Consider the following 21,511-nt stretch of genomic DNA (forward strand, 5'->3'; position numbering starts at 1 on the left):
TTTCAAGCTCCTTCCTATACTAACTGTACCATAATATTTTTCGCATGATGAAGCTTGTATTGGTAGACTTTAAATGGGGTTTGTTTAGAACTTTAGAATGTATAACATTGTTAATGGATAATAGTATGTGAAAAATTTTGGGCGTCAAGCCAAGCTTTTCTAAAAAGGAGTACAATTCATGAAACCATATATCATAGTCGGAGCAGGAATACTGGGGGCTTCTACAGCCTTCCATCTCGCTGAAAAAGGTCATCAAGTCATTTTAATTGATAAAAAGGACGTTGGCGAAGCGACAAGAGCTTCTGCCGGTATCATCAGCCCATGGCTTTCACAAAAACAAAATCCAGAATTGTACGATGTAATTCGATTAGGTGCATCTTACTATCCTCAACTGATCGGTCGACTAAAGGAAATCGGAATCAATCATTTAGGCTACGACCAAGTTGGTTCATACCATTTACACAAGAGTCATGACAAATTAGAAAAAATGATGGAAGATGCAAAAGATAGAAGGACAGCAGCTCCCGAAATTGGTAAAGTTTCTCTCGTGAAAGGAGAAAGCATCTCAAAATCCGTGCCAGTTGTGGGGGACCGGATGGGTGCAGTCTTCATTGAGGGAGGAGCTAAAGTCAATAGCGAAATCTTTCGCAATGCATTGATAGAAGGTGCCAAATACCATGGTGCAGAAATTATAGAAGGACAAGCTGAATTGAAGCGTAACGATTTGCCACGAGTCCATGTTAATGATCAAACCCTTGAAGCTGAAAAAGTGATTGTCACAACTGGTGCTTGGGCAAATTCATTATTAAAAGAAGTAGGTATCAATTTTAATGTCTATTCGACAAAAACACAGACAATTAAACTTCGCTTACCTGAAGCAGATACTTCAAAGTGGCCTGTTGTAATGTTACCGAACAACAAATATATAGTAGGCTTCAATAATCATGAGGTATTAGTTGGCGCTGAGCACCATGAAAATCACGATTTTGAAAGTTTTCAATCTGCTTCTGCTGTATTCGATCTTTTAAAAGTTGCTTTTAAATTTGCACCAGGGTTGAAGGAAGCTGAAATAATCGAATCTAGAGTAGGGTTCAGACCAATAGGTGAAAAAAATCATCCGGTTTTCGGAAAACATCCGACAAATGAAAAGTTAATTATAGCAAACGGTCTTGGAGCCTCCGGTATGACAAGTGGTCCTTTTTTAGGTTTAGAAATTGCCAAAATTGCATTGAACGAGGAAACACATTTGGATCAAACTATTTATCAATATTAATTAGAAGAATTATTGAAAGGATTTGAATGTATGTCAAACCTACAAGCGTTACAACACATTGATGCAACAAGACAAAAAGAGTTAATTGATAGACGAGAGATCTCTTCATTAGAGTTGACTCGATATTATATCGAACAAATTGAAAAGAAAAATCAAAATTTGAATGCTGTCGTGTATGAAATGTTCGATGAGGCACTCCATCAGGTGAAGGAAGGGAAAATATTCGACGGTCCTTTTTCAGGTATGCCTTTCCTTATAAAAGATTTGAATTCGATTAAAGGACATCCAGCTACCAGTGGATCCGAAATGTTACAAAATTTCACACCTACTCAGGATGATGAAATTGTTCGTAGATTTCGAGAGGCTGGCCTCGTTTTTCTAGGAAAAACGAATACCACAGAATTCGGTTTTTTACCTACAACAGAGCCTACCCTTTTCGGTCCAACAAGGAACCCATGGAACACGACGTTATCAGCTGGTGGATCAAGTGGTGGGGCAGCTGCAGCAGTGGCATCAGGGATGATTCCGTTCGCACATGCAAGTGATGGGGGAGGCTCAATTAGAATTCCTGCTTCCGCCTGCGGGCTTTTTGGATTCAAGCCATCTCGTGGGGTACTACCATACTCTATGTATATGAATCATTTGTCAGTTAACCATGCTGTTACGCGTTCAGTAAGGGATAGTGCAGGTTTACTTGATGTATTGAAGGGTGGGACTTCGTATGAACTATATCCCACACTTGATCAAAGTTCCAGTTTCTCTTCATCCCTTGAAAAGCCTACTCAGAAATTACGAATAGCATATTCTTCAGATTTCGGTGGTCAGGTAGAAATCGATCAGGATACTCGTCAAGCTCTGAATCAGACCGTTCAATTATTGAGGGGATTAGGCCATGAAGTTGTGGAAATGGATCCTCCTATTGATTTCTCAAACTTTACAAAACACTTTATGAATATCTGGTTGGCTGCGGGCTCCGTTATCATCGACCACCTCGGAAAGGCGAGTGGAGAAGAGCCCTCAGAAAAAAACCTAGAGCCATTGTCATTTAACGTTTTGAAGGAAGGGGAAAAGCTCACAGCGTTCACATATGAGGAGTCAAGAGTACTTATTCAATTAGAAGTTCAAAAATATCTATCTATGTTTCGAGAATTCGATGTTTTGCTTTCACCCGTCATGAATACCACACCGAAAACTTTAGGTTCTTTTCAATCTGATGACATTCATTCGATGCACACTACTATGATGGAATATTGTAGTTTCACTCAAATTGCGAACGTATCAGGACAACCTTCTATGAGTGTACCACTTCATTGGACGGATGAAGGACTGCCGGTGGGTATGCAGTTTACTGGCCAAATAGGTGATGATGCTGATTTATTCAAACTAGCCAGTCAACTAGAGAATGCACAACCTTGGTTCCATCAATATAAGGCACTATAGAAGTATTAAACGAATTCTATTAATCTATCTTCTTTTAAATGAAGTTACATGATTGTAACCTGCGTAAATTCTTCTTAACCTCACTGTAACCCAAAATGGTAGATTCATATGTTAAGCTACGCTTGTACCATTTAAAAGGAGGAATGCAACATGAAAAAAGTCGCTGTATCACTTGCGACAGGCATAGTACTTGCAGGAGCGGGTGCTTACTCTGCAGCAGCAGACGGAAGTCACGAAGTCAAAAGCGGAGACACTCTATGGGGGATTTCCCAAGAACACAACACTTCAGTTGATGAAATAAAAGATATAAACAACTTAGATTCAAACTTAATTCTCCCTGGAGATTCTATAAAGTTATCAGGAAGCACCAACACTGAAGGGACTTACAAAGTCCAATCAGGAGATACTCTTTGGGGAATTTCCCAAGAACAAGGTGTACAAGTTAACCAACTTAAACAATGGAACGATTTACAATCTGATCTAATCTTAGTTGGTCAGGAACTAGCTCTTGACGGTCAATATACTGCAGAGACAGCAAACCAAAGCACTTCAAATAACGAAGCTACTGAATCAAGTCAATCTGAACAAGCAGCTGATGAATCAGCATCTGCTTCTGAGTCTAACGTTGAACAAGCTTCCCAAGAAGTAGCGGGAGAAACTTTCACCGTATCAGCAACAGCTTATACTGCTGATTGTGCAGGATGTTCAGGCATAACTGCTAATGGAACGAACTTGAACGAAAATCCAAATGCAAAAGTAATTGCAGTAGATCCAAATGTTATTCCATTAGGCACTAAAGTATATGTTGAAGGTTATGGTGAAGCTATCGCAGCTGACACTGGCGGAGCAATCAAAGGTAACAAAATTGATTTACACGTACCAACAAAAGCAGAGGCTTTTGACTGGGGCGTACGAAACGTAGAAATCACAATCTTAGATGAACAATAAAATAAGATGAATTGAAAGCTATAAGGCCAATAGGCTTTATAGCTTTTTTTATGTTTGATTTAGTTACTACCCGAGTAATATCGAGTATGATAAGATGTGAATGGAATAATAATTGTAGACATTGAGAGGAAACTGAAATGAGTATACATGAAGAAGCAAATAAAAGAAGAACTTTTGCGATCATATCGCATCCGGATGCAGGTAAAACTACGTTGACCGAAACGTTATTATTGTTCGGGAATTTAATCCGGTCAGCAGGAACTGTCAAAGGGAAAAAATCAGGAAAGTTCGCTACTTCGGATTGGATGGAGATTGAGAAACAACGTGGAATATCTGTTACCTCAAGTGTGATGAATTTTCCATACAAAGGACTTGAAGTCAATATTTTAGACACTCCCGGTCACGAAGATTTCAGTGAGGATACTTACAGGACATTAACTGCAGTAGATAGTGTTGTCATGATCATTGATGCGACAAAAGGAATTGAAGCTCAGACGAAGAAGCTATTCAAGGTATGTCGTATGCGTGGGATACCGATATTTACGTTCATCAATAAAATGGACCGTGAAGGTCGCGAGCCACTTGATTTATTAGAAGAAATCGAAGAAGTTCTGGATATTGAAACATATCCTATGAATTACCCTGCAGGAATGGGGAAAAGGTTTTTAGGGAATTTCGATCGACATGGTAATCAATTTGTACGATTTACTAGCAATGAAGAAGAGAAAGCTATTCCTTATGATGAGTTGGATGATCCTCAGTATGAACAAATGGTAGCAAAAGAAGAGTTTCAGTTGGCAAAAGATGAAGTATCCTTGCTGGATGAAGCTGGTGAAGAATTCTCGTTAGATGCAGTGTTATCGGGTAAGCAAACGCCCGTCTTTTTTGGAAGTGCCTTAGCACCGTTTGGAGTACAGACCTTCTTTGATACGTTCATGTCAATGGCTCCACCACCAGCTCCTAGAAAATCAACTCAAGGGGTTGTACAACCAGATAACCCTGATTTTTCAGGTTTTATCTTTAAGATCCAAGCCAACATGAACCCTGCTCATAGAGACAGAGTGGCATTCGTACGTGTCTGTTCAGGAAAATTCGAACGGGAAATGAGTGTCAAACTTGCTCGTACTGGAAAGAACATAAAACTTGCACAGTCTCAGCAATTTGTTGCTTCTTCACGAGACACCGTACAAGAAGCGTACGCTGGAGACATTATCGGTATTTACGATCCTAACGTGTACCGCATAGGTGATACTATTTTAGAAGGTAAAGAACTTTTCGAATATGATGAACTGCCACAATTTCCACCTGAACAATATAAAACAGTAACAGCGAAGAACGTTATGAAATCAAAGCAGTTCAAAAAGGGTATTGAACAACTCGTTCAAGAGGGAGCTATTCAGCTGTTCACTAAATATCGAACAGAGTCTTATATTATCGGGGCGGTTGGTGAACTTCAATTCGACGTATTCAAATATCGAATGCAGAATGAATACAACTCTGAAGTAATCTTGGAGAATATTGGCGAACGGGTACCAAGATGGATCGGCGATGAAAAAATAGATGATTCGCTTTTCGATGAACGTAATATGTTAGTAAAAGATCGAGATGGAACACCAGTTGTTTTATTCAAAAATGAATTCTCCTTGAACTGGTTCAAAGATAAACATCCAGATGTTGACTTGATAGACTTGTATGAAGCGAACGAATATAGTCAAAATCAATGGGGTTAAACTAGAAGGTAAGTCAGAAGAGCGGAGTAACTAGTCGCGAAAACAAAAAATCTCTTTAAACAATCAAAAAAAGGTTGGACCAAATTTTTGTCACAACCTTTTTTGATATATATTTACATAATTGAATATTAGAAAAAGAACCCCCCAGTCACGTGGTTCCACACGTAAGAGGGGGGTTCTTGGGGTTTGGCACCCAGTGACTCCGAGTGGGATCGAACCACCGACCCCTTGCCTGTCAAGCAAGTGCTCTCCCGCTGAGCTACGGAGTCAATTTAATGAACAAAACTAATTTTATCGACAAGTATTAATATAATGCCTTATACTATGGTTGTCAATATTTTTTTGGAGGTTAAGACTTATGATTGCTCGATTGATAACATACCTTTTGATAGGCGGATTACTTGTTGCTGCAGTTGCAGTGGCCGCACCTGAATACCTAGCATATCTTTGGATATTTTTTGGACTTTTATTGATTATCGCATTACTATCACTCGTGGTGCATTATGTTCGAAAAATGCTCAAAATTGTAAAAGAGGAGAAAAGGGACCATTCGTCCTGATTATTCGACTGGTTCGAAAAGGACGAATGGGAGGCTTTCTACTCTAATCTTCTCTCCTTCATTAAGCGTAATTTTGCTATATGAAGCTTCGCTTTCTCCCCGATTACTTCGTATACTCTTGTTTGTTGATCTTCTGAATAGATCTGCACATACTAGTGGCAATGGTTTTCAATTCATGTTTAAAAAAAGTCCATCTCATATAAAATTTCCTTTCCTTTATGATTCAACAGGATTCAAAAGGATGACGGGAAGCTTTTGGACTTTCACAACTTCACCTTTTTCTAAATTAATTGTAATAGTGTTCGAGCTCATTTCATTTGTCAGTAGTTCATAGACTTCAGGTTCTTCATTAAGATCGTAAATGTGTACATAGCCCAGCCCTTCTGGGGAGCTGATTTCATAGGTGCCCGCTTGGATATCTTTCCCTACATGCCATATGCCCGCCCCGAGTTCAGTTTTCATTTCTGTTTCTACTGGTTGAATTGAGAGGCTAGCTAGGCCATCGAAGAGGATATTGTCCGTGTCTTGAATATCAAGTGTCATGGTAGGAACACCGTATCTAGAGCCAAGCACACCGCTAAAAATGATGTCGTTATTTTCATCCGATACGTAAACATTTCCTGAACCGTTAGGAACCAGTTTATAACGGCCAGAATTCACGCTAATTGTTGTGCGGTCTTCGTCGTGTTCTAAAAACTCCTCAATGTTGCTAGCATTATCATTACTTCTGTCACTCGTCTCAAACAATTGCTCACTGACATTTTGTACCATTTGAGATTTTTCCTCTCCGACAATTTCGAAATTTCCCTGATAACTGTCGATGACTGGCGTAGATCTGTCAGTACAGCCAGTTAAAAGTAACACTGAGCCAAATAATAAAATAAATGGTTTCATTATCTACAAACTCCTATGTATATATTTAATTCCTAATATAGCTAATATCATGGTAATACTTTTCATAAAATTCAAGTGTGCCTAGAGTGCTGATATCCAACTCGTCATGGTTATATTCCAGTGCTATTTCGATCCACTCCATCTGGTCGGGGGACGGAAGTGTACTAAACGGGATGCAAAGCAATCGTTTAGAAATATAGTGGTGGTTTTCTGGTACATCATGCTTTTGAATAAAGTTTTCGTATTCAGTAGGGTTGAGTTCGAGCTTAATGAACGTTTCATCGTTGTTATTTACATCATGCTCATGGACAATCTTTCCTCCACGTAGAAACAGCACACGATCAGCATAAATATCGAGGTTTTCTAGAAGGTGGGAGGCAACAAACATGAGTTTGCCTTCGTGTTTCATTTCAATTAGCTTATCTGAAATTAAACTTACATTCGAAATATCAAGACCATTCATCACTTCGTCCATCAACATAACCGAGGAATCAGCTGCACGCATCATCGCAAAGCACAAGCGTTGCCTCATTCCAAGGGAATAGGTTTTGACTTTATTTCGTACATAATGATCCATATTTAATTCATCGATGATCGATTGAATTCCTTTTTTCTTCCCGTTCCACATATTTGCGAACAGTTTAATATGATCAACACCGGAAAGATCTTCAAACAAGTCATCTTGATTAGGGAGGTTCGTCAAACCCTGGTAAATTTTCACTTGGTCTTTCTCCGACTTGTATTCGTACTGCCCTTGAAAGACTACCTTACCCTCATCAGGTTTGAGATAATTGGAGATTACATTGAACATCGTAGTTTTTCCTGTACCGTTAGGAGCAGCAATCCCAATCACCTCTCCCTCAGTAGCAGAAAAATCTAATTGATCAAGTACTTTATTATCTTTAAAGGCCACGGATATATTTTTCAACTTCAACATTAGCGTTCACTCCCACTGCCCGGAATCAAACGAGCAAATTTTGTGTTCTTTTCTCGGAATTGGTTTCTGATTGACATTAAGACTGCAAGTACAACAATGAGAGACATTAAAGCCAACCAAATCAGCCCATATGATAAGTCGATGGAAGGATTATTGTAAGCTGAAGCCGTCTCACCTGATAAGATACCCTTAAAATCAAGTGCGGTAAGAGGTTGAATGAAGCTCCAATCTTCACCAATTGACGTTACCAGTAAAGGTAATAAAACAATGCTCAGCCCAACTAACAGGTTGGCAAAGGAGTTTTTCATCCAGTAGTTCATTAGTAAAGATAACGATAAAATGAAAATTATTGTAAGAATAAAGAAAGCCGAAGCAATGATTACATATTGCCAAACTGGCACTGCAAGGAAATCGTTATTCCAATAAATGATCGTAGGGCTATTAAAGTTTCCTAGTCCATTTGTGTTTTTGGCGTAGACGATCATCGAGATTGCCCCAAGGATTAAAGCAAACATCAAGTAAAGAAAATGTATCATTATTTTACTTAAAGATTTTTGAAAGAAAAATATAGGTAAACCTTTCATCACCGACCCGTGACGCTGCTCGTAAACAAGAATCTCGTTCCCACTTAAAAGAATTAAGGTGACAAACAAAAGGCCGCTTAGAGTGTTAATTGCAAGTACTAGTGCTTCACTAGCTACAAATGGTTCAGTTAAAACTGGCAAATTATGCTCATCGATGTAATTTAGAGTTTCGATCTCTTGACGAATTTGTACTTCTGGAAAAATTAAATGATCGGGAATACCCGCATTATCTAGACGATGAACAGTGAGTCTCTCTTCATTAAGAGCGAGGCCATAATTAATGTATTCTTGAAATTCTCCACGTCTTAAGTGAAATTTTTGGAATCGAATAAGCGAAAGTTGTTCGAGTAAACTTTCGTAAACAATTTCTTCATCCGCATCCCTTTCATCATTTTCTATCTGATCAATCGCAGAGTTGTACATATCTATTTCTTTCTCTTTTTGCTCCGAAACCGTTTCAGGGTTGGAATTAGAATAGTAGAAATAGAATAGCAAGAAAAAAAGAATGATTAGAATCCCTAGTAATAAATGTTTTTTATTGGTTAGTAAAATTTTAGATTCAAATTTAGTGAAATTCCAAAACATACTCTATTGATCTCCTAACGTTACGCCTGAAAGAAACGGCGTTTTGTCACCCATTTTGCTGATATCGCTATCATGATTTCAATGGCCAAAACTGTTATCAGCAGCACAATTAAAGCTTGCTTGAATGTAAATACTTCAGTATACATCAGAAAATTCTTTTCATGATCAGCAATCTGGCCAAAATCGAAATAAGTCTGAGGGAAATATTTCAGATGTATACCGAACAGTTCATAAGTTCTGCGCTCGAAATACATCCATTCTGAGAATAGAAAGACTGAGCTGATCAATAGTACCCCCCAAGTATTACGAATCCACAAACTGATCCAAGCACTAAGACGTGTTAATAGCCACACTATTATCAGCATCAATGTGAAAGATTTTAATAAGATGAAACCGAGTGCTTGGTAATCATAAGCGTCGATGTTGTATGTCGTAAGATCTGTTTTAATAGGGATCTGCATCCCTAGATCGCCTAAGCCGAATCTAATGCCAATCAGAATTGTCCCGAGTACGATTAATCCCATAATTAACATCAAAGTCCAACCAAAAGCTATTGCGCACTTCAAATTGATCGTTCGATACCAAGAGAGCGGAAGACCTTGTGTAACTGATGGGTTATAACGGTCACGGATGAGAACATCGCAACTTATATATAAAGCTATGAAGAGTATCAAATATGTAAGGGGACTGCTGAATAATTCGTGAAGTTTTTGTAGAGCCGTTTTCTCTTCAATCATACTGAATCGTAGAGGCTCGTCTCTATTAATCAAACTTTGATATTTAAGCAGTGTAGAATTGTATTGTTTTAATCGGTCCTGCCCAACATATAGAGACAAACTAAATGTATGGTTTTCAGCAAAATAAGCTCTTGGATTATTTAATATATAGTCCAGTCGTAACCTGCTAAATCGTTCTACATTATTTGTTTCGTATGCTTCAAGCATTTTAGTATGTAAGAGATAGTAATGTTCTCGCTGGGCATAATATGATGTGCCTCGAACAGGACTCATATGTGTGAATCCTCTGTCTCGCCTAGTTTCTTGCTGCGCATGGACTCGCTCCAAGTGCTGTTCCATCTCTGCCGGGTTAAAACTTTCTGGGTGTTCTTCAGCGGGTAGTAGTAAAAAAATATAGGCCAACAAGGTCAAAAGTAGGAAGAGAGTGAATAATTGATTTTTCCGACTCATCAACATTAACTTGGATTCATGTTTTATGTAGTATTTCTTCATATCATAAAAGACTCCTTGAACTCTTTCTTGTAAATTAAATACTTTTCTCAATATAAAGTAACATGAAAAAATTGTAAAGTTCTGATTTTTTAGCAAGAATGATGATTTGTATTGTAGGACCCTAGTACTTATGAATTGGTTTCAGTTTATTAAACAAAATGAAATATTTTATGTTAGTCCATGGATGTAGTCACTTGGCATATTAACAGGAAGTATCATTCTATATACACTATTCACCTTTAAACTGATAAAGCATCCAACTGAGATTATCGAATTAGTATTACTCCCTATAAATTTGTAATATCAGAACATCAAAGTCGCGTCATTTGGATGTAGTGTTTTTGCATGATAAACTGTGAATGTAAGATATTAGACAAACAAGCATCGCTAGATGTTTTTTTAAACCACTTTGTGAAAATGTTCACAAATTTGTCGTTGAATCGGAACGATTTTGTCAGGATTACTTTCGACTTTCCTAGGTAATATAGATTATCATAGAGCAAAAGGGGAGGATCTGCATGTATAAAAAGCACGAACGTTGGTTGATTATCTTGAGTTTTGTCGTTGCGATTATTATGGTGATTTCCTTACTAGGTCGTTTACTTTAAAGCTATAAAGGGGTGAGTGAGATGTTTTGGGAATATGATCCGGTTACTTTTAGTCGTACACTGACGGGTTTGACACTAGCGTTTCATATAATCTACGCAACAATCGGTGTCGGAATTCCGTTGATGATTGCGATTGCTCAGTGGATTGGGATTAAAAAGAATGATGAACACTATATATTATTGGCCCGACGTTGGGCACGTGGTTTCGTTATCACCGTAGCTGTCGGTGTTGTTACAGGAACGGCCATTGGTTTGCAGTTATCGTTATTATGGCCGAACTTTATGGAACTGGCTGGACACGTCATCGCATTGCCTTTATTCATGGAAACGTTCGCATTCTTCTTTGAAGCGATATTCTTAGGAATATACTTATACACTTGGGATCGTTTTGAAAATCAGAAAAAACACTTGCTATTACTTATTCCAGTTGCGATAGGCGCAGCTTTCTCAGCGTTTTTCATTACGATTGTCAATGCTTTTATGAATACACCACAAGGTTTCGATTTGGTAAATGGAGCTTTGGTTAATATCGATCCGATTGCTGCGATGTTGAATCCAGCAATGCCTACAAAAGTTGCGCACGTATTATCTACAGCCTTTATGACAAGCGCTTTTGTTCTTGCATCAATTGCGGCCTTCCGTTTATTTAAGGGAAACAATCATGTTTATCATAAAAAAGCGCTGTTTTTAATGATGAAAGTTGGTTTTATTTTCTCAGTGGCGACAGTGATTGTTGGAGACTTTTCTGGTAAGTTCCTTGCAGAATATCAACCTGAAAAGTTAGCTGCTGCTGAATGGCATTTTGAGACAGAAGAGGAAGCACCACTTATTTTATATGGTTGGTTAGACGATAAAGGGGAAGTGAAAGGTGGACTTGAGATACCATATGCTTTAAGTATACTTGCTCACGGAAATCCAACTGCTGAAGTTGAAGGGCTTAATGAGACTCCAGAAGAGGAGCGGCCACCTTTATTCGTGCACTACTTCTTTGATTTGATGGTCACGATCGGAATGTGGCTAACGTTCATTTCAGGTTTCTACTGGTTCGCGGTTAAAAAAGGTTGGAAAATTATCCGGAAGAAATCGTTCAATTTTGTTTTATTCTTATCAGGTCCTTTAGCCATGATTGCAATCGAGATGGGTTGGTTCTACGCAGAATTTGGACGCCAGCCATGGATTCTAAGAGGCTATATGATGGTATCTGATGGAGCGACATCAGCTGGGTACGTTGATTGGATGCTTTTCTTATTCGCTGGCCTATATATAGTTTTAGGAACTGCGAGTGTTATTGTACTGACGAAGATGTTTAAGAAAAACCCTGTAGAACAAGAGCTAGCTGATCATGCTTACGAAAGGGGTGAATGGTAATGGATCTAGAGATTATTGGGATATCTGTTCTTTGGCTGTTCCTGTTCGGTTACATTATCATTGCCTCAATTGATTTTGGTGCAGGTTTTTTCAGTGCATATAGTGAGTTGACTAAGACAAGGCACATCTTGCACCATATCATTCAAAGATATTTATCTCCAGTTTGGGAAGTAACAAATGTGTTTCTTGTATTCTTCTTCGTTGGAATGGTCGGATTTTTCCCAAGCTCCGCTTATTATTACGGGACGGTTCTACTAGTACCTGTTAGTATCGGAATTGTTTTGATTGCGATCCGCGGCTCTTATTACGCTTTCCAGACATATGGAGCGAAAGATAGTAAACTTTATATTTTTCTTTACGGAGTAGCAGGACTTTTGATACCAGCTTCATTATCAATCGTTCTGACTGTATCTGAAGGCGGGTTCGTCGACATCGTCAATGACCAGCCGGTTTTACTCTATGAAGAATTATTCTTCAGTCCACTGACATGGAGTATTGTAATTCTGAGTATTGTGAGTGTCTTGTATATTTCTGCCACTTTCTTGACGGCTTATGCTGATGTTGCTAAGGATGAAGCTGCAAAGAATTTGCTTCGTAAATATGCGCTTGCTTGGAGTGGCCCGACAGCATTAGCTGCAGGTCTAATTGTATTACAGATGAGAGCTCATAACATCGAACGTTTTGAGAACATTATGGACCTTTGGTGGATTTTCGCTTTATCAGGTGTATTCTTTGTTATAACAGTAGCTCTATTATTAATGAGAAAGTACTACAGTACCGCTTTCTGGAGCTTAGTGATACAGTTCGCACTCGCGTTTTTCGGGTACGGCATATCACATTATCCGTATCTGATGTATCCATACTTGACGATTTACGATGGATTCACTAATGAAGCGATGGCAACAGCATTGATTGTTGCGTTCATAGCTGGTTTTGCCTTATTGATACCATCGCTGTTTCTACTTGCACGATTATTCTTGTTTAATAAAAAATATGTTAAAGGTGGAAAATAGGAGGTCTTACTGATGAATGAATTTTTAATCACGTGGGCACCGTTTATTGTAGTGATTGCTTCGATGACTGGAGCGTTCTGGGTTGGCTTAAAAGATGATGCTGTAAAAGATCATCATATAGAATAGATAAGAAGAGTCGCTCATTCTGTTTGAATGAGCGGCTTCTTTTGTATCAAATGAATGTTAAAATGAGGATACTTAGGTTAAGGGATTAGATAGAAGGAGGAGGGGAAATGGAGAACAGAACATTACATTTGATCAGTCTATCTTTGGTAAGTTGTCTTTTGTTATTATTCATCGAACAAGGCATAGAAGCATCATATATAGTAAAAACGGTGTCCAAAATTGGATTGTTCGTGTTTATTCCAGTGATTTATATTAAATACATATTTCGTGAAAACCTCAGCACCTTTCTTAACGTGAAAAAGATTGACTTCCCACGATTGAAAGTTGGGTTCTTGGCTGGGATCGGTTCTTTTGTCATATTAATCGTGAGTTTTATATTGTTAGAAGAATGGATTGATACGACTGGTATTATATTAGATTTGAATCAACGGCTTGGCATCACTTATGAGACTTTCATATGGGTAGCACTCTATATAACCTTCGGAAATTCTTTTATTGAAGAATTTTATTTCCGTGGTGTTTTGTTTCTTAAAATATATCAAGAAGGAGACAAACTGTTAGCCTATATATTTTCGGCCGGGTTATTTGCTTTTTATCACGTTGCGATTTTTGCCCTTTGGTTTAATGTGTGGTTGATTGGGCTTGCACTTCTCGGGCTTTTCGCAATCGGATTAATTTTCAATTGGCTAAACACGAAATCCAATAATTTTCTTAATTCCTGGATCACTCATGTGTTGGCCGATGTAGCGATAGTAGCAATAGGCTATTACCTATTTGCGACTATACAAATATAAACAGCTTACCATGGCGTCATGGTAAGCTGTTGTTTCTGGTTGATCACTTTCAAATTACTCCGTAACAAATTTTTTGGTCTGAATAGCTTCATCTCCTCGGCTCGGATAAGCTTTTCTTAAAACGGAAGGACGTATCATGTATGCCGTCACAAGGATTAAACAAGCTGACGAAGCGATTAATATCCATGCAGGTGATACATAATCGTACAGCAGTCCATAAACAATCATGCCGATTGGGACCATCGCTTGAGCCATTGTTTCTAAAATACCGAAGATCCTTCCACGATAATTTTCATCTACACCTTTTTGTATCATAACTCCAACAGGTGTGTTCACAAATGTAAGTGTTACACCGATCAAGAAGGTAAGGCTGATGAAAAATATGACCATCATTAGATATGACATATTAACGAGAAGCGGAAGAGCAATAACACTAAGCAATAGTGAGACCAAAAGCATAGCGTTTTTGACCACTACTAATGGATATTTGAAATCTTTTCGAATCGAGAAGTACAGGGAGGCTAGAAGTATTCCTCCCCCGATCATTGCCTCGATGACCCCGAAGTGTTGCGACTTGATCCCAAGCTCTTCTATAACAATAAAAGGTAAACCGACCAAAAGGGACGTAAAGAAAAAATTGATTATTAACGCGGTAGACACTATAACCCATAATATATGATCCTTTCTTAAATAATGGAAACCTGACAGAATACTTTTGAACATCTTTTCATGTTCAATTTCACCGCCCTCATTTTTAGTGAAAAGCTTGAAGTTCATCGTAGCTTCTAATATAACGGCTATTGAGAAAGAGACGATAAAAATGATAAGAAATGCATTCATTGAAACGACACCGAACAGGATACCCCCGATCACAGGCCCGCCTATCGCAGCCGCAGAACTTGCAGATTGGTTGATAGCCATCGCTCGCTGGATTCGGGTATCGTCGATCAAATTAGCGATTGATGATGTGAACGTGAGACTTGTAAACATCGTTGTAACTGATAGAAAAGCTGTAGTTATATAAATGGCGACTAAGTTCAGTTCGAATAATAAGCTGTATCCTAATAAAAAACTGACAATCAGCACTGCAAAAATCTGAGAAAGTATGACGATTTTCTTTTTGGAGTAACGGTCTGCCATGGATCCAGCAATGGGAGAAAGAAGGGTCCTTGGGACTACGCTACATATTAAATTGATTGCAAAACTGGTAGCGGATCCGGTAAGGGTCAAAACAAATAAACTTATTCCAAAAGTATAGATACTATTACCAAAAATCGAAATTAATTTACTTATTGCAAACGTCCATAAATGAAAGGTTGCTCTCTGAAGCTTTTGTTCTTCAGTCATTTTATCAACACCTTTTCAAAAGTTTAATTTAATTAAACTTAATATATCACGCTTTCACTTTCAATGAAAGTGAAAGTTTAATATAATTAAACAAAAGATGTTTTTAAGGAGTTTTTCACATGGAATCTTTAGGAAGCCGAATTAAATCACTTCGAAAAAAAAGAAAACTAACACTTGAAGGTTTAGCTGCTAATCAGATGACGAAAGGCATGCTAAGCTTAATTGAAAATGATAAAGCCAAGCCTTCGATGGAGAGTCTGACATATATTGCTGAGCGTTTGAATGTAGAAGTCAATGAATTATTAGAGCAAGTTAGTATGTCGGAGTTACGTGAGCAATTGAAAGAAGCTGAAGATTTATTTGATAAAGAGGACTTTAAGGAGCTTAAGAACCATTTACATTCTATAATGGACAAAGACCTACCTTTATCATTTGAGACGGGAAGACTCTACGAATTGTATGGGCGAGCTCTTTTTAATCTCAAAGAAGAGGGCTGGAAGAAATTCATTGATCATGCTGAAAAAACTTTCATCCAATTAAAAATGTTTAATGAAGCAGCAAAATTAGCGATTTTCCCTTTATTGATTCATTTTGAGAACTTTGAATACGAGAACGCATTAGAAAAACTTTATCAAAAGAAAGAGTACTTTGAGGAAATCGGTGCACATTTAGATGTCTTGAAGGAACTTGATTTCGGGTATTATGAAGTACTTTCACTCCTTGCAGTGGGTAAATATGAAAAAGCATCTAAACGATTAAAAGAAACGATCGAATTTTCTAAGAAGAACAACGTCTTATACAGAATTGAAGAGTTGTATCGTGTAGCAGCATTTTATGCCATGATGAATGGTCAAGAGAAAGATATGGGCTTTTACACGGATAAATTGATAATACTTGCTGATTTCACGGATAGCATTGAGACCAAACAAAATGTCTATTTTATCAAGGCTCACTTCCATAATGTTTATACTGGAGAATACGATAAAGCTTTAGAATGGATTAATCGCTTTAATGAACTAGATGATAATAAGTCTATAAAACTTTCCTACGTTGAGATTGGAAAGTCGATGTATGGTCTAGGTAAATATGAAGAAGCCTTAGATAATTTACTAAATTTTGAAATTATCGATGAATGGGTCCACCCATTTGATTTGTCAATGGGATATGTAACTGACGCTTATATAGCAAGGTGTTACTTCCATCTAGATAATATTGACAAGGCAAAAGAACATGTCTATCGAGCGAAAGAAAAAATCGATCCTTTACCAGACACACCATATAAAACATTCATCTATGATACGATTAAATTAATAGAATCTTGATTTAGGGTGATGAATGTGATTACAAACTACCTTTTTGTATATGGAACACTTCAAAAACACGAACGCAACCACCACTGGTTGAACGGTGCTGAAAGAGTGGCAGAACAGGCTTGGACGAAAGGGCGCTTAGTAGAAAGTGAGCACGAGTATCCAGGTTTAGTTCGCAGCGATGACGCTATCGTCTATGGTGAGTTATATAAAATTGATGAAGATATTTTGAAAAAGGTTGATGAATTGGAAAGTTTTAAAGAAGACAATGAAGGCAATTTTTTTGATCGTGAAATAAGAGTAGTAGATACCGATGGCTCAAAATATGAAGCCCATGTGTATTTTTTGAATCAACCTAATGTTGAGGCGGATGAACAAGCTTATTATGATTGGAAAGTGACTCGCCGACTTCAAAAAGAAACACCTCTTTACTTCGCATACGGATCTTGCATGGACCATGAGCGTATTGAAGTTGCTGATATGCTTGATGGGTTTGATGCCGTCGGGCTTGGTGTTTTGAGTGGGTACGACATGGATTTCACAACAAGAGCTGAAGATGGTGGTAGAGCTGATATTACTGAGAAAAAGGACAGTACAGTTGAAGGTATCGTATACAAGATAACTGATGAAGCGTTGGAATATTTGTACATGCGAGAAGGTGTGTATGCTGGTAAATATCGACCTGCTTTTGTAGATGTGGAAGTCGAGGGGAAAAAAGTGAATATGTTGACATTTATCGTTATTGACAAGGAAGAATCTATTGCCCCACCGGACCATTATTTGACTGAAATCGTTCGGGGTGGGAAAAAGTTTTTAACCGAAAAATATATAAATGCTATTCATGACAAAGTAGATAAATTACGCAAGGGGTGATGATATGCCATTCACATATATGCTCCGTTGCTGCGATCAGTCGCTATATACAGGTTATACTGTTGATATGGATAAGCGACTGAATATGCATTTAAAAGGGGAGGCTTCTAAGTATACACGTGTACGATTGCCTGTAGAAGTAGTATATGTAGAAGAATTTGATACGAAATCAGACGCTATGAAGCGAGAGTGTGCAATTAAAAAGTTAAGTAAAAGTGAAAAAGAAAAATTAATCCTTAGTAAACCACTTGTTTCCCAAAAATAAGTGGTTTTTTTGTTTTATTTTCTAGGACGAAATAATCAAATTTTTAAATGTAAAATATTCCTTTGTCTACTAATGTTGAACAAATGTGAAATTTGGGTATACATAGGAACATATACAAAGAAAGGGGAGTATTTATGTCTGCCATTGAAAGTTTTTGGTCTGAGATTGTCGGATTAGGAAACACGATCTTATGGGAATACTTACTTATTTATTTATTACTTGGAGCAGGAATTTATTTTACATTCTTTAGTAAATTTGTTCAGTTTCGTCTTTTCGGAAATATGTTCAAGGTCATTACTGAAGAAGCTTTTGAGCAGAGTGGAAAGCGTGGAACATCAGCGTTTCAGGCATTCAGTATCAGTATTGCTTCTCGGGTAGGAACCGGGAACTTAGCGGGTGTTGCAATCGCGGTATCACTTGGTGGGCCCGGTGCAGTTTTCTGGATGTGGGTTGTGGCGCTAGTCGGTATGGCTACGGCATTTATTGAGAGTACGCTGGCACAAGTTTACAAAGTTCCAGATAAAGATGGGTTCCGTGGAGGACCTGCTTATTATATGGAACGTGCATTAGGGCAAAAATGGATGGGCATTTTGTTCTCGGTTTTGATCACGATCACATTTGGATTTGTGTTCAGTGCTGTGCAAGCGAATACAATTACCCAAGCGGTTGATGATGCATTCGGAATTTCTCCTTGGATAATGGGGATTATTCTAGTCGTGCTAGTTGCAATCATCATCTTCGGGGGTATTAAACGTATTGCCGTCGTCTCCGGTACGATTGTGCCGATTATGGCTGCTATTTACATCGTCGTTGCACTAATCGTTTTCTTCATGAATATTCAAGAAGCACCAAGAATTTTCGGAATGATCTTCGGTCAAGCATTCGGTCTGCAAGAGGCAGCTGGTGGTGCTGTTGGGGCTGCAATCCTTAACGGGGTTCAACGTGGTCTCTTCTCAAACGAAGCTGGTATGGGTAGTGCACCGAACGCTGCTGCGACAGCTGGTGTCAATCACCCGGCAAAGCAAGGACTTGTGCAGTCGTTGGCTGTATTCTTTGATACAATTGTCATCTGTTCACTGACAGCCTTCGTCATCTTACTTTACGGTGATTATGCCAATTCAGATCAAAATGGTATCCAATTGACGCAATCTGCGCTGGATGCTCAATTAGGGAGCTGGGCATCGATTTTCCTAGCAATCACGATTTTCTTATTTGCTTTCAGTTCAGTTATCGGAAACTATTACTATGGTGAATCGAACGTTGCCTTTATGAAAAACAAAGGTATCATCCTATTTGTTTACAGACTTGTTGTCCTTGCGATGGTGATGTGGGGCTCTGTTGCTCAACTTCAAATCGTTTGGAATACGGCGGATTTTTTCATGGCGCTAATGGCCGTTGTCAACTTGGCTGCTATTCTGTTACTAAGTAAGCTTGCTTTTGCAGTGTTGAAAGATTATACAGATCAGAAGAAAAATGGAATTGATCCAACATTCCATTCATCAAATTTCCCAACATTTAAAAACTTAGAGTGGTGGGGAGATCAGCCTTCTGATGAGAAAGATGAAAAGCAGAAATAAATTACTCATCAAAAAAAGCCGTTGTCGTTTAAAACGACAGCGGCTTTTAGTTTGCTTCAATCCATTCATGTGACCAGTCTTGAATTTCTTCAAGCAGTGGTTTTAATGCTTTTCCTTTATCGGTCAATGAATATTCTATTCTAACAGGAATTTCATCGTAAACTTTACGAGTTACAATTCCTTCTTTCTCTAAATCTTTTAATCGATCAGATAAAACTTTTCCACTGATTCCTATTTCAGATTCAATTGTACAGAACCGCTGGGATCCATTCAGTAACTGGAAAACGATGAGTCCTGTCCAGCGCTTATTCAATATGCTCAATGCTTTTTCAAATTTTGGACAGATGGATTTTTCAGTCATTTGGCCTCACCTCTTTACAGTTATATTATAAACGATTCGAGCATAGATTAAAACAAATTAATTCCTTGACGTAAGTTAATTATAAATATATACTTACTTACATAAAGTAAGTTAATTAAATTTCAAGGAGGAATTATTCATGTCAACATTAGCATTAGACAAAGTACACAGTGCAGTAAACTTTACGGTGAAACATATGATGGTCTCAAAAGCGAAGGGTGAGTTCCAAGAATTCGATGTCGCCTTCTCAGGTGACTTTAATGACTTAGAAAACGCAAGTGTTACTGCTAAAATTGATGTATCATCAATCGAAACGAACAATGAGGACCGTAATGGTCACTTGAAATCTGAAGATTTCTTTAATACCGAGCAGTACCCGGAAATCACATTTGAAAGTACTTCTATTAAAAAATTAAACGACACAGACTATGAAGTTACTGGAGATTTGACGATTCGTGACGTAACAAACCAGGCAACTTTCAAAGTAGAATATAATGGGACTGCGAAAGATCCGATGGAAGGAAATACAATTGCAGGATTTGATGTTGAAGGTTCGATTAACCGTGAAGCTTATGGCTTAACATGGAACGCTCCACTGGAAACAGGCGGGGTATTGATTGGTAAAGATGTAAAAGTGACTGCAGGATTCGAATTTGTAGTTCAATAATAAATAAAAGCGACTAACATTAAAAAGTTAGTCGCTTTTTTATCTCAAACCTTTTTCTTCAAGTATTTCAATAAGTAGATCCGGTCGATCTGTAATGATTCCATCGACTCCCTCATCTACCATTTCACGCATGGTCGCCTCGTCATTAATTGTCCAATAGTGAACATCCATTCCAAGCCGTTGAGCTCCATCAATCATCCGATCATTGAAAAAATTGAAATAACGGTTTTCTTTTGGAATTTGAATCACACCACTTGTCGGCTGGAACAAATTTCGAACGAAAAAGTTGTGCGCCATGATGAAATTAAACGCAATCTGTCTTCCAGTTCCTAACGCCACTTCATCTCCTGCTACTTCCTCAAACTTATTGATCAATTTCTGATCAAAGGATGACACCATCACATTGTTTTGCATATCATATTCTTGTATGAGTTCCCATAGTTTTTCTGTCATGATGTCATGCTTTTCTGCAGGATTCGTGTGTTTGACTTCAAGCATGTAATTCACATCTGGGAACTTTTCGAATACTTCTCTAAGAGTGGGTTTATAAACCCCGAGTCCTCGGAATGAATATTCACCATTCAGGTCTTCGAAGTGATAACCTGCATCTAATAGTAAAAACTCTTCCAAAGTATAATCAGCTACAAGACCTGTGCCATCAGTAGTCCGGTCTACAGTGGGATCATGCATGAGCACTAAATGGTCGTCTTTTGTAATATGAATATCAACTTCAATCATATCCACGCCCATCTCATGTGACATTTCAATAGCGGTCATTGAATTCCCAGGAGCTATTGCTTCCCCAGCTCGATGAGCTATCACCCAAGGTGAATCTTGTTTATTGAAGAATGGATGTTGTTCCACCTCTTGGACAGGGCTTAGGTGAAATGTCCAAAACGAAAGCAAGAGCACGAACGATAGGGAAATGAACAATGTGAAGCGACCATAGCGGATGAATTTATTGAATTGTTTAGATCTTTTTTGTTCTGGTTTACCTCTCAATTAAATCCCTACTTCTTGATG

21 protein-coding genes and 1 tRNA gene are annotated in these 21,511 nt (G+C 38.2%); 14 read left to right on the forward strand and 8 right to left on the reverse strand.

The genetic code is table 11. The annotated features are described in order from the left end of the window. Positions 1-178: 178 nt before the first annotated feature. From CEY16_RS01175 to CEY16_RS01190, 4 genes are all read left to right on the forward strand, one after another. Entirely contained in the window at positions 179-1,273 is a 1,095-nt protein-coding gene (locus tag CEY16_RS01175; RefSeq protein ID WP_101330142.1) for an NAD(P)/FAD-dependent oxidoreductase, read from the forward strand. 30 nt (positions 1,274-1,303) lie between these two features. After that, positions 1,304-2,713, forward strand: coding sequence for an amidase (locus CEY16_RS01180; protein WP_101330143.1), 1,410 nt, complete (start codon positions 1,304-1,306; stop codon positions 2,711-2,713). A gap of 150 nt (positions 2,714-2,863) precedes the next feature. Then, positions 2,864-3,661 carry a 3D domain-containing protein gene (locus CEY16_RS01185; RefSeq protein ID WP_101330144.1) on the forward strand — a complete coding sequence of 266 codons (798 nt, stop codon included), beginning with the start codon at positions 2,864-2,866 and terminating at the stop codon, positions 3,659-3,661. A gap of 137 nt (positions 3,662-3,798) precedes the next feature. Further along, positions 3,799-5,391 carry a peptide chain release factor 3 gene (locus CEY16_RS01190; protein WP_101330145.1) on the forward strand — a complete coding sequence of 531 codons (1,593 nt, stop codon included), beginning with the start codon at positions 3,799-3,801 and terminating at the stop codon, positions 5,389-5,391. 197 nt (positions 5,392-5,588) lie between these two features. On the opposite strand, the gene CEY16_RS01195 is transcribed toward CEY16_RS01190, so the two are convergent. Continuing rightward, a tRNA-Val gene (locus CEY16_RS01195) sits at positions 5,589-5,660 on the reverse strand. An 89-nt stretch (positions 5,661-5,749) separates the two neighbouring features. Here CEY16_RS01195 and CEY16_RS01200 point away from each other — a divergent pair. After that, a complete protein-coding gene (locus tag CEY16_RS01200; RefSeq protein ID WP_101330146.1) occupies positions 5,750-5,950 on the forward strand; it encodes a hypothetical protein in 201 nt (66 codons plus the stop codon). Between the two features lie 216 nt (positions 5,951-6,166). Here the strand turns inward: CEY16_RS01200 and CEY16_RS01205 are convergent, their stop codons facing one another. Genes CEY16_RS01205 through CEY16_RS01220 form a run of 4 tightly spaced genes read right to left on the reverse strand, consistent with a single transcriptional unit; the run spans position 6,167 to position 10,179 of the window. Then, a complete protein-coding gene (locus tag CEY16_RS01205; RefSeq protein WP_101330147.1) occupies positions 6,167-6,844 on the reverse strand; it encodes a hypothetical protein in 678 nt (225 codons plus the stop codon). A 25-nt stretch (positions 6,845-6,869) separates the two neighbouring features. Then, positions 6,870-7,781 (reverse strand): ATP-binding cassette domain-containing protein, encoded by a 912-nt coding sequence (locus CEY16_RS01210; RefSeq protein WP_101330148.1) that lies wholly within the window; start codon positions 7,779-7,781, stop codon positions 6,870-6,872. Next, positions 7,781-8,950: a hypothetical protein gene (locus CEY16_RS01215; protein ID WP_101330149.1), complete on the reverse strand. Its 1,170-nt coding sequence runs from the start codon at positions 8,948-8,950 to the stop codon at positions 7,781-7,783. Before CEY16_RS01215 ends, CEY16_RS01210 begins: the two co-directional genes overlap by 1 nt. Positions 8,951-8,970: 20 nt before the next feature. Beyond that, complete coding sequence (locus tag CEY16_RS01220; protein WP_101330150.1) at positions 8,971-10,179, reverse strand: hypothetical protein; 1,209 nt, start codon at positions 10,177-10,179, stop codon at positions 8,971-8,973. A 629-nt stretch (positions 10,180-10,808) separates the two neighbouring features. Here CEY16_RS01220 and CEY16_RS01225 point away from each other — a divergent pair. The 4 genes from CEY16_RS01225 (at position 10,809) to CEY16_RS01235 (ending at position 14,088) form a co-directional block, all read left to right on the forward strand. Then, positions 10,809-12,155 carry a cytochrome ubiquinol oxidase subunit I gene (locus CEY16_RS01225; protein ID WP_101330151.1) on the forward strand — a complete coding sequence of 449 codons (1,347 nt, stop codon included), beginning with the start codon at positions 10,809-10,811 and terminating at the stop codon, positions 12,153-12,155. Further along, positions 12,155-13,168: a cytochrome d ubiquinol oxidase subunit II gene (locus tag CEY16_RS01230; protein WP_101330152.1), complete on the forward strand. Its 1,014-nt coding sequence runs from the start codon at positions 12,155-12,157 to the stop codon at positions 13,166-13,168. The genes CEY16_RS01225 and CEY16_RS01230 overlap by 1 nt, the downstream gene beginning before the upstream one ends. Before the next feature lie 12 nt (positions 13,169-13,180). Beyond that, complete coding sequence (gene cydS, locus CEY16_RS15560) at positions 13,181-13,294, forward strand: cytochrome bd oxidase small subunit CydS family protein (RefSeq protein ID WP_420795503.1); 114 nt, start codon at positions 13,181-13,183, stop codon at positions 13,292-13,294. A 107-nt stretch (positions 13,295-13,401) separates the two neighbouring features. After that, complete coding sequence (locus tag CEY16_RS01235) at positions 13,402-14,088, forward strand: CPBP family intramembrane glutamic endopeptidase (protein ID WP_101330153.1); 687 nt, start codon at positions 13,402-13,404, stop codon at positions 14,086-14,088. Positions 14,089-14,142: 54 nt separating this feature from the next. On the opposite strand, the gene CEY16_RS01240 is transcribed toward CEY16_RS01235, so the two are convergent. Further along, the gene (locus tag CEY16_RS01240; RefSeq protein ID WP_101330154.1) at positions 14,143-15,435 is read right to left on the reverse strand and encodes an MFS transporter; all 1,293 of its coding nucleotides are present in this window, start codon (positions 15,433-15,435) and stop codon (positions 14,143-14,145) included. A gap of 119 nt (positions 15,436-15,554) precedes the next feature. On the opposite strand from CEY16_RS01240, the gene CEY16_RS01245 reads away from it, so the two are divergent. The 4 genes from CEY16_RS01245 (at position 15,555) to CEY16_RS01260 (ending at position 19,460) form a co-directional block, all read left to right on the forward strand. Further along, positions 15,555-16,757 carry a helix-turn-helix domain-containing protein gene (locus CEY16_RS01245; protein WP_101330155.1) on the forward strand — a complete coding sequence of 401 codons (1,203 nt, stop codon included), beginning with the start codon at positions 15,555-15,557 and terminating at the stop codon, positions 16,755-16,757. 15 nt (positions 16,758-16,772) lie between these two features. Then, positions 16,773-17,618: a gamma-glutamylcyclotransferase family protein gene (locus CEY16_RS01250; RefSeq protein WP_162297818.1), complete on the forward strand. Its 846-nt coding sequence runs from the start codon at positions 16,773-16,775 to the stop codon at positions 17,616-17,618. Positions 17,619-17,622: 4 nt separating this feature from the next. Next, on the forward strand, positions 17,623-17,883 hold the full coding sequence (locus tag CEY16_RS01255; RefSeq protein ID WP_101330157.1) for a GIY-YIG nuclease family protein: 261 nt from the start codon (positions 17,623-17,625) through the stop codon (positions 17,881-17,883). Between the two features lie 134 nt (positions 17,884-18,017). Then, positions 18,018-19,460, forward strand: coding sequence for an alanine/glycine:cation symporter family protein (locus CEY16_RS01260; protein WP_101330158.1), 1,443 nt, complete (start codon positions 18,018-18,020; stop codon positions 19,458-19,460). 46 nt (positions 19,461-19,506) lie between these two features. Here CEY16_RS01260 and CEY16_RS01265 read toward each other — a convergent pair whose 3' ends face one another. Then, on the reverse strand, positions 19,507-19,821 hold the full coding sequence (locus CEY16_RS01265) for a winged helix-turn-helix transcriptional regulator (protein WP_101330159.1): 315 nt from the start codon (positions 19,819-19,821) through the stop codon (positions 19,507-19,509). Between the two features lie 139 nt (positions 19,822-19,960). Here CEY16_RS01265 and CEY16_RS01270 point away from each other — a divergent pair, with 139 nt between their 5' ends. Further along, positions 19,961-20,488: a YceI family protein gene (locus tag CEY16_RS01270; protein WP_101330160.1), complete on the forward strand. Its 528-nt coding sequence runs from the start codon at positions 19,961-19,963 to the stop codon at positions 20,486-20,488. A gap of 39 nt (positions 20,489-20,527) precedes the next feature. On the opposite strand, the gene CEY16_RS01275 is transcribed toward CEY16_RS01270, so the two are convergent. Then, on the reverse strand, positions 20,528-21,490 hold the full coding sequence (locus tag CEY16_RS01275) for a glycerophosphodiester phosphodiesterase family protein (RefSeq protein ID WP_101330161.1): 963 nt from the start codon (positions 21,488-21,490) through the stop codon (positions 20,528-20,530). Positions 21,491-21,511 lie beyond the last annotated feature (21 nt).

This window comes from Halalkalibacillus sediminis (assembly GCF_002844535.1).
GTDB lineage: Bacteria > Bacillota > Bacilli > Bacillales > Alkalibacillaceae > Halalkalibacillus_A > Halalkalibacillus_A sediminis.

Bases quoted from the DNA above. Each gene is read 5' to 3' on its own strand.
- CEY16_RS01175 (WP_101330142.1), top strand. From the start codon at position 179: ATGAAACCATATATCATAGTCGGAGCAGGAATACTGGGGGCTTCTACA.
- CEY16_RS01180 (WP_101330143.1), top strand. From the start codon at position 1,304: ATGTCAAACCTACAAGCGTTACAACACATTGATGCAACAAGACAAAAA.
- CEY16_RS01185 (WP_101330144.1), top strand. From the start codon at position 2,864: ATGAAAAAAGTCGCTGTATCACTTGCGACAGGCATAGTACTTGCAGGA.
- CEY16_RS01190 (WP_101330145.1), top strand. From the start codon at position 3,799: ATGAGTATACATGAAGAAGCAAATAAAAGAAGAACTTTTGCGATCATA.
- CEY16_RS01200 (WP_101330146.1), top strand. From the start codon at position 5,750: ATGATTGCTCGATTGATAACATACCTTTTGATAGGCGGATTACTTGTT.
- CEY16_RS01205 (WP_101330147.1), bottom strand. From the start codon at position 6,844: ATGAAACCATTTATTTTATTATTTGGCTCAGTGTTACTTTTAACTGGC.
- CEY16_RS01210 (WP_101330148.1), bottom strand. From the start codon at position 7,781: ATGTTGAAGTTGAAAAATATATCCGTGGCCTTTAAAGATAATAAAGTA.
- CEY16_RS01215 (WP_101330149.1), bottom strand. From the start codon at position 8,950: ATGTTTTGGAATTTCACTAAATTTGAATCTAAAATTTTACTAACCAAT.
- CEY16_RS01220 (WP_101330150.1), bottom strand. From the start codon at position 10,179: ATGAAGAAATACTACATAAAACATGAATCCAAGTTAATGTTGATGAGT.
- CEY16_RS01225 (WP_101330151.1), top strand. From the start codon at position 10,809: ATGTTTTGGGAATATGATCCGGTTACTTTTAGTCGTACACTGACGGGT.
- CEY16_RS01230 (WP_101330152.1), top strand. From the start codon at position 12,155: ATGGATCTAGAGATTATTGGGATATCTGTTCTTTGGCTGTTCCTGTTC.
- cydS (WP_420795503.1), top strand. From the start codon at position 13,181: ATGAATGAATTTTTAATCACGTGGGCACCGTTTATTGTAGTGATTGCT.
- CEY16_RS01235 (WP_101330153.1), top strand. From the start codon at position 13,402: ATGGAGAACAGAACATTACATTTGATCAGTCTATCTTTGGTAAGTTGT.
- CEY16_RS01240 (WP_101330154.1), bottom strand. From the start codon at position 15,435: ATGACTGAAGAACAAAAGCTTCAGAGAGCAACCTTTCATTTATGGACG.
- CEY16_RS01245 (WP_101330155.1), top strand. From the start codon at position 15,555: ATGGAATCTTTAGGAAGCCGAATTAAATCACTTCGAAAAAAAAGAAAA.
- CEY16_RS01255 (WP_101330157.1), top strand. From the start codon at position 17,623: ATGCCATTCACATATATGCTCCGTTGCTGCGATCAGTCGCTATATACA.
- CEY16_RS01260 (WP_101330158.1), top strand. From the start codon at position 18,018: ATGTCTGCCATTGAAAGTTTTTGGTCTGAGATTGTCGGATTAGGAAAC.
- CEY16_RS01265 (WP_101330159.1), bottom strand. From the start codon at position 19,821: ATGACTGAAAAATCCATCTGTCCAAAATTTGAAAAAGCATTGAGCATA.
- CEY16_RS01270 (WP_101330160.1), top strand. From the start codon at position 19,961: ATGTCAACATTAGCATTAGACAAAGTACACAGTGCAGTAAACTTTACG.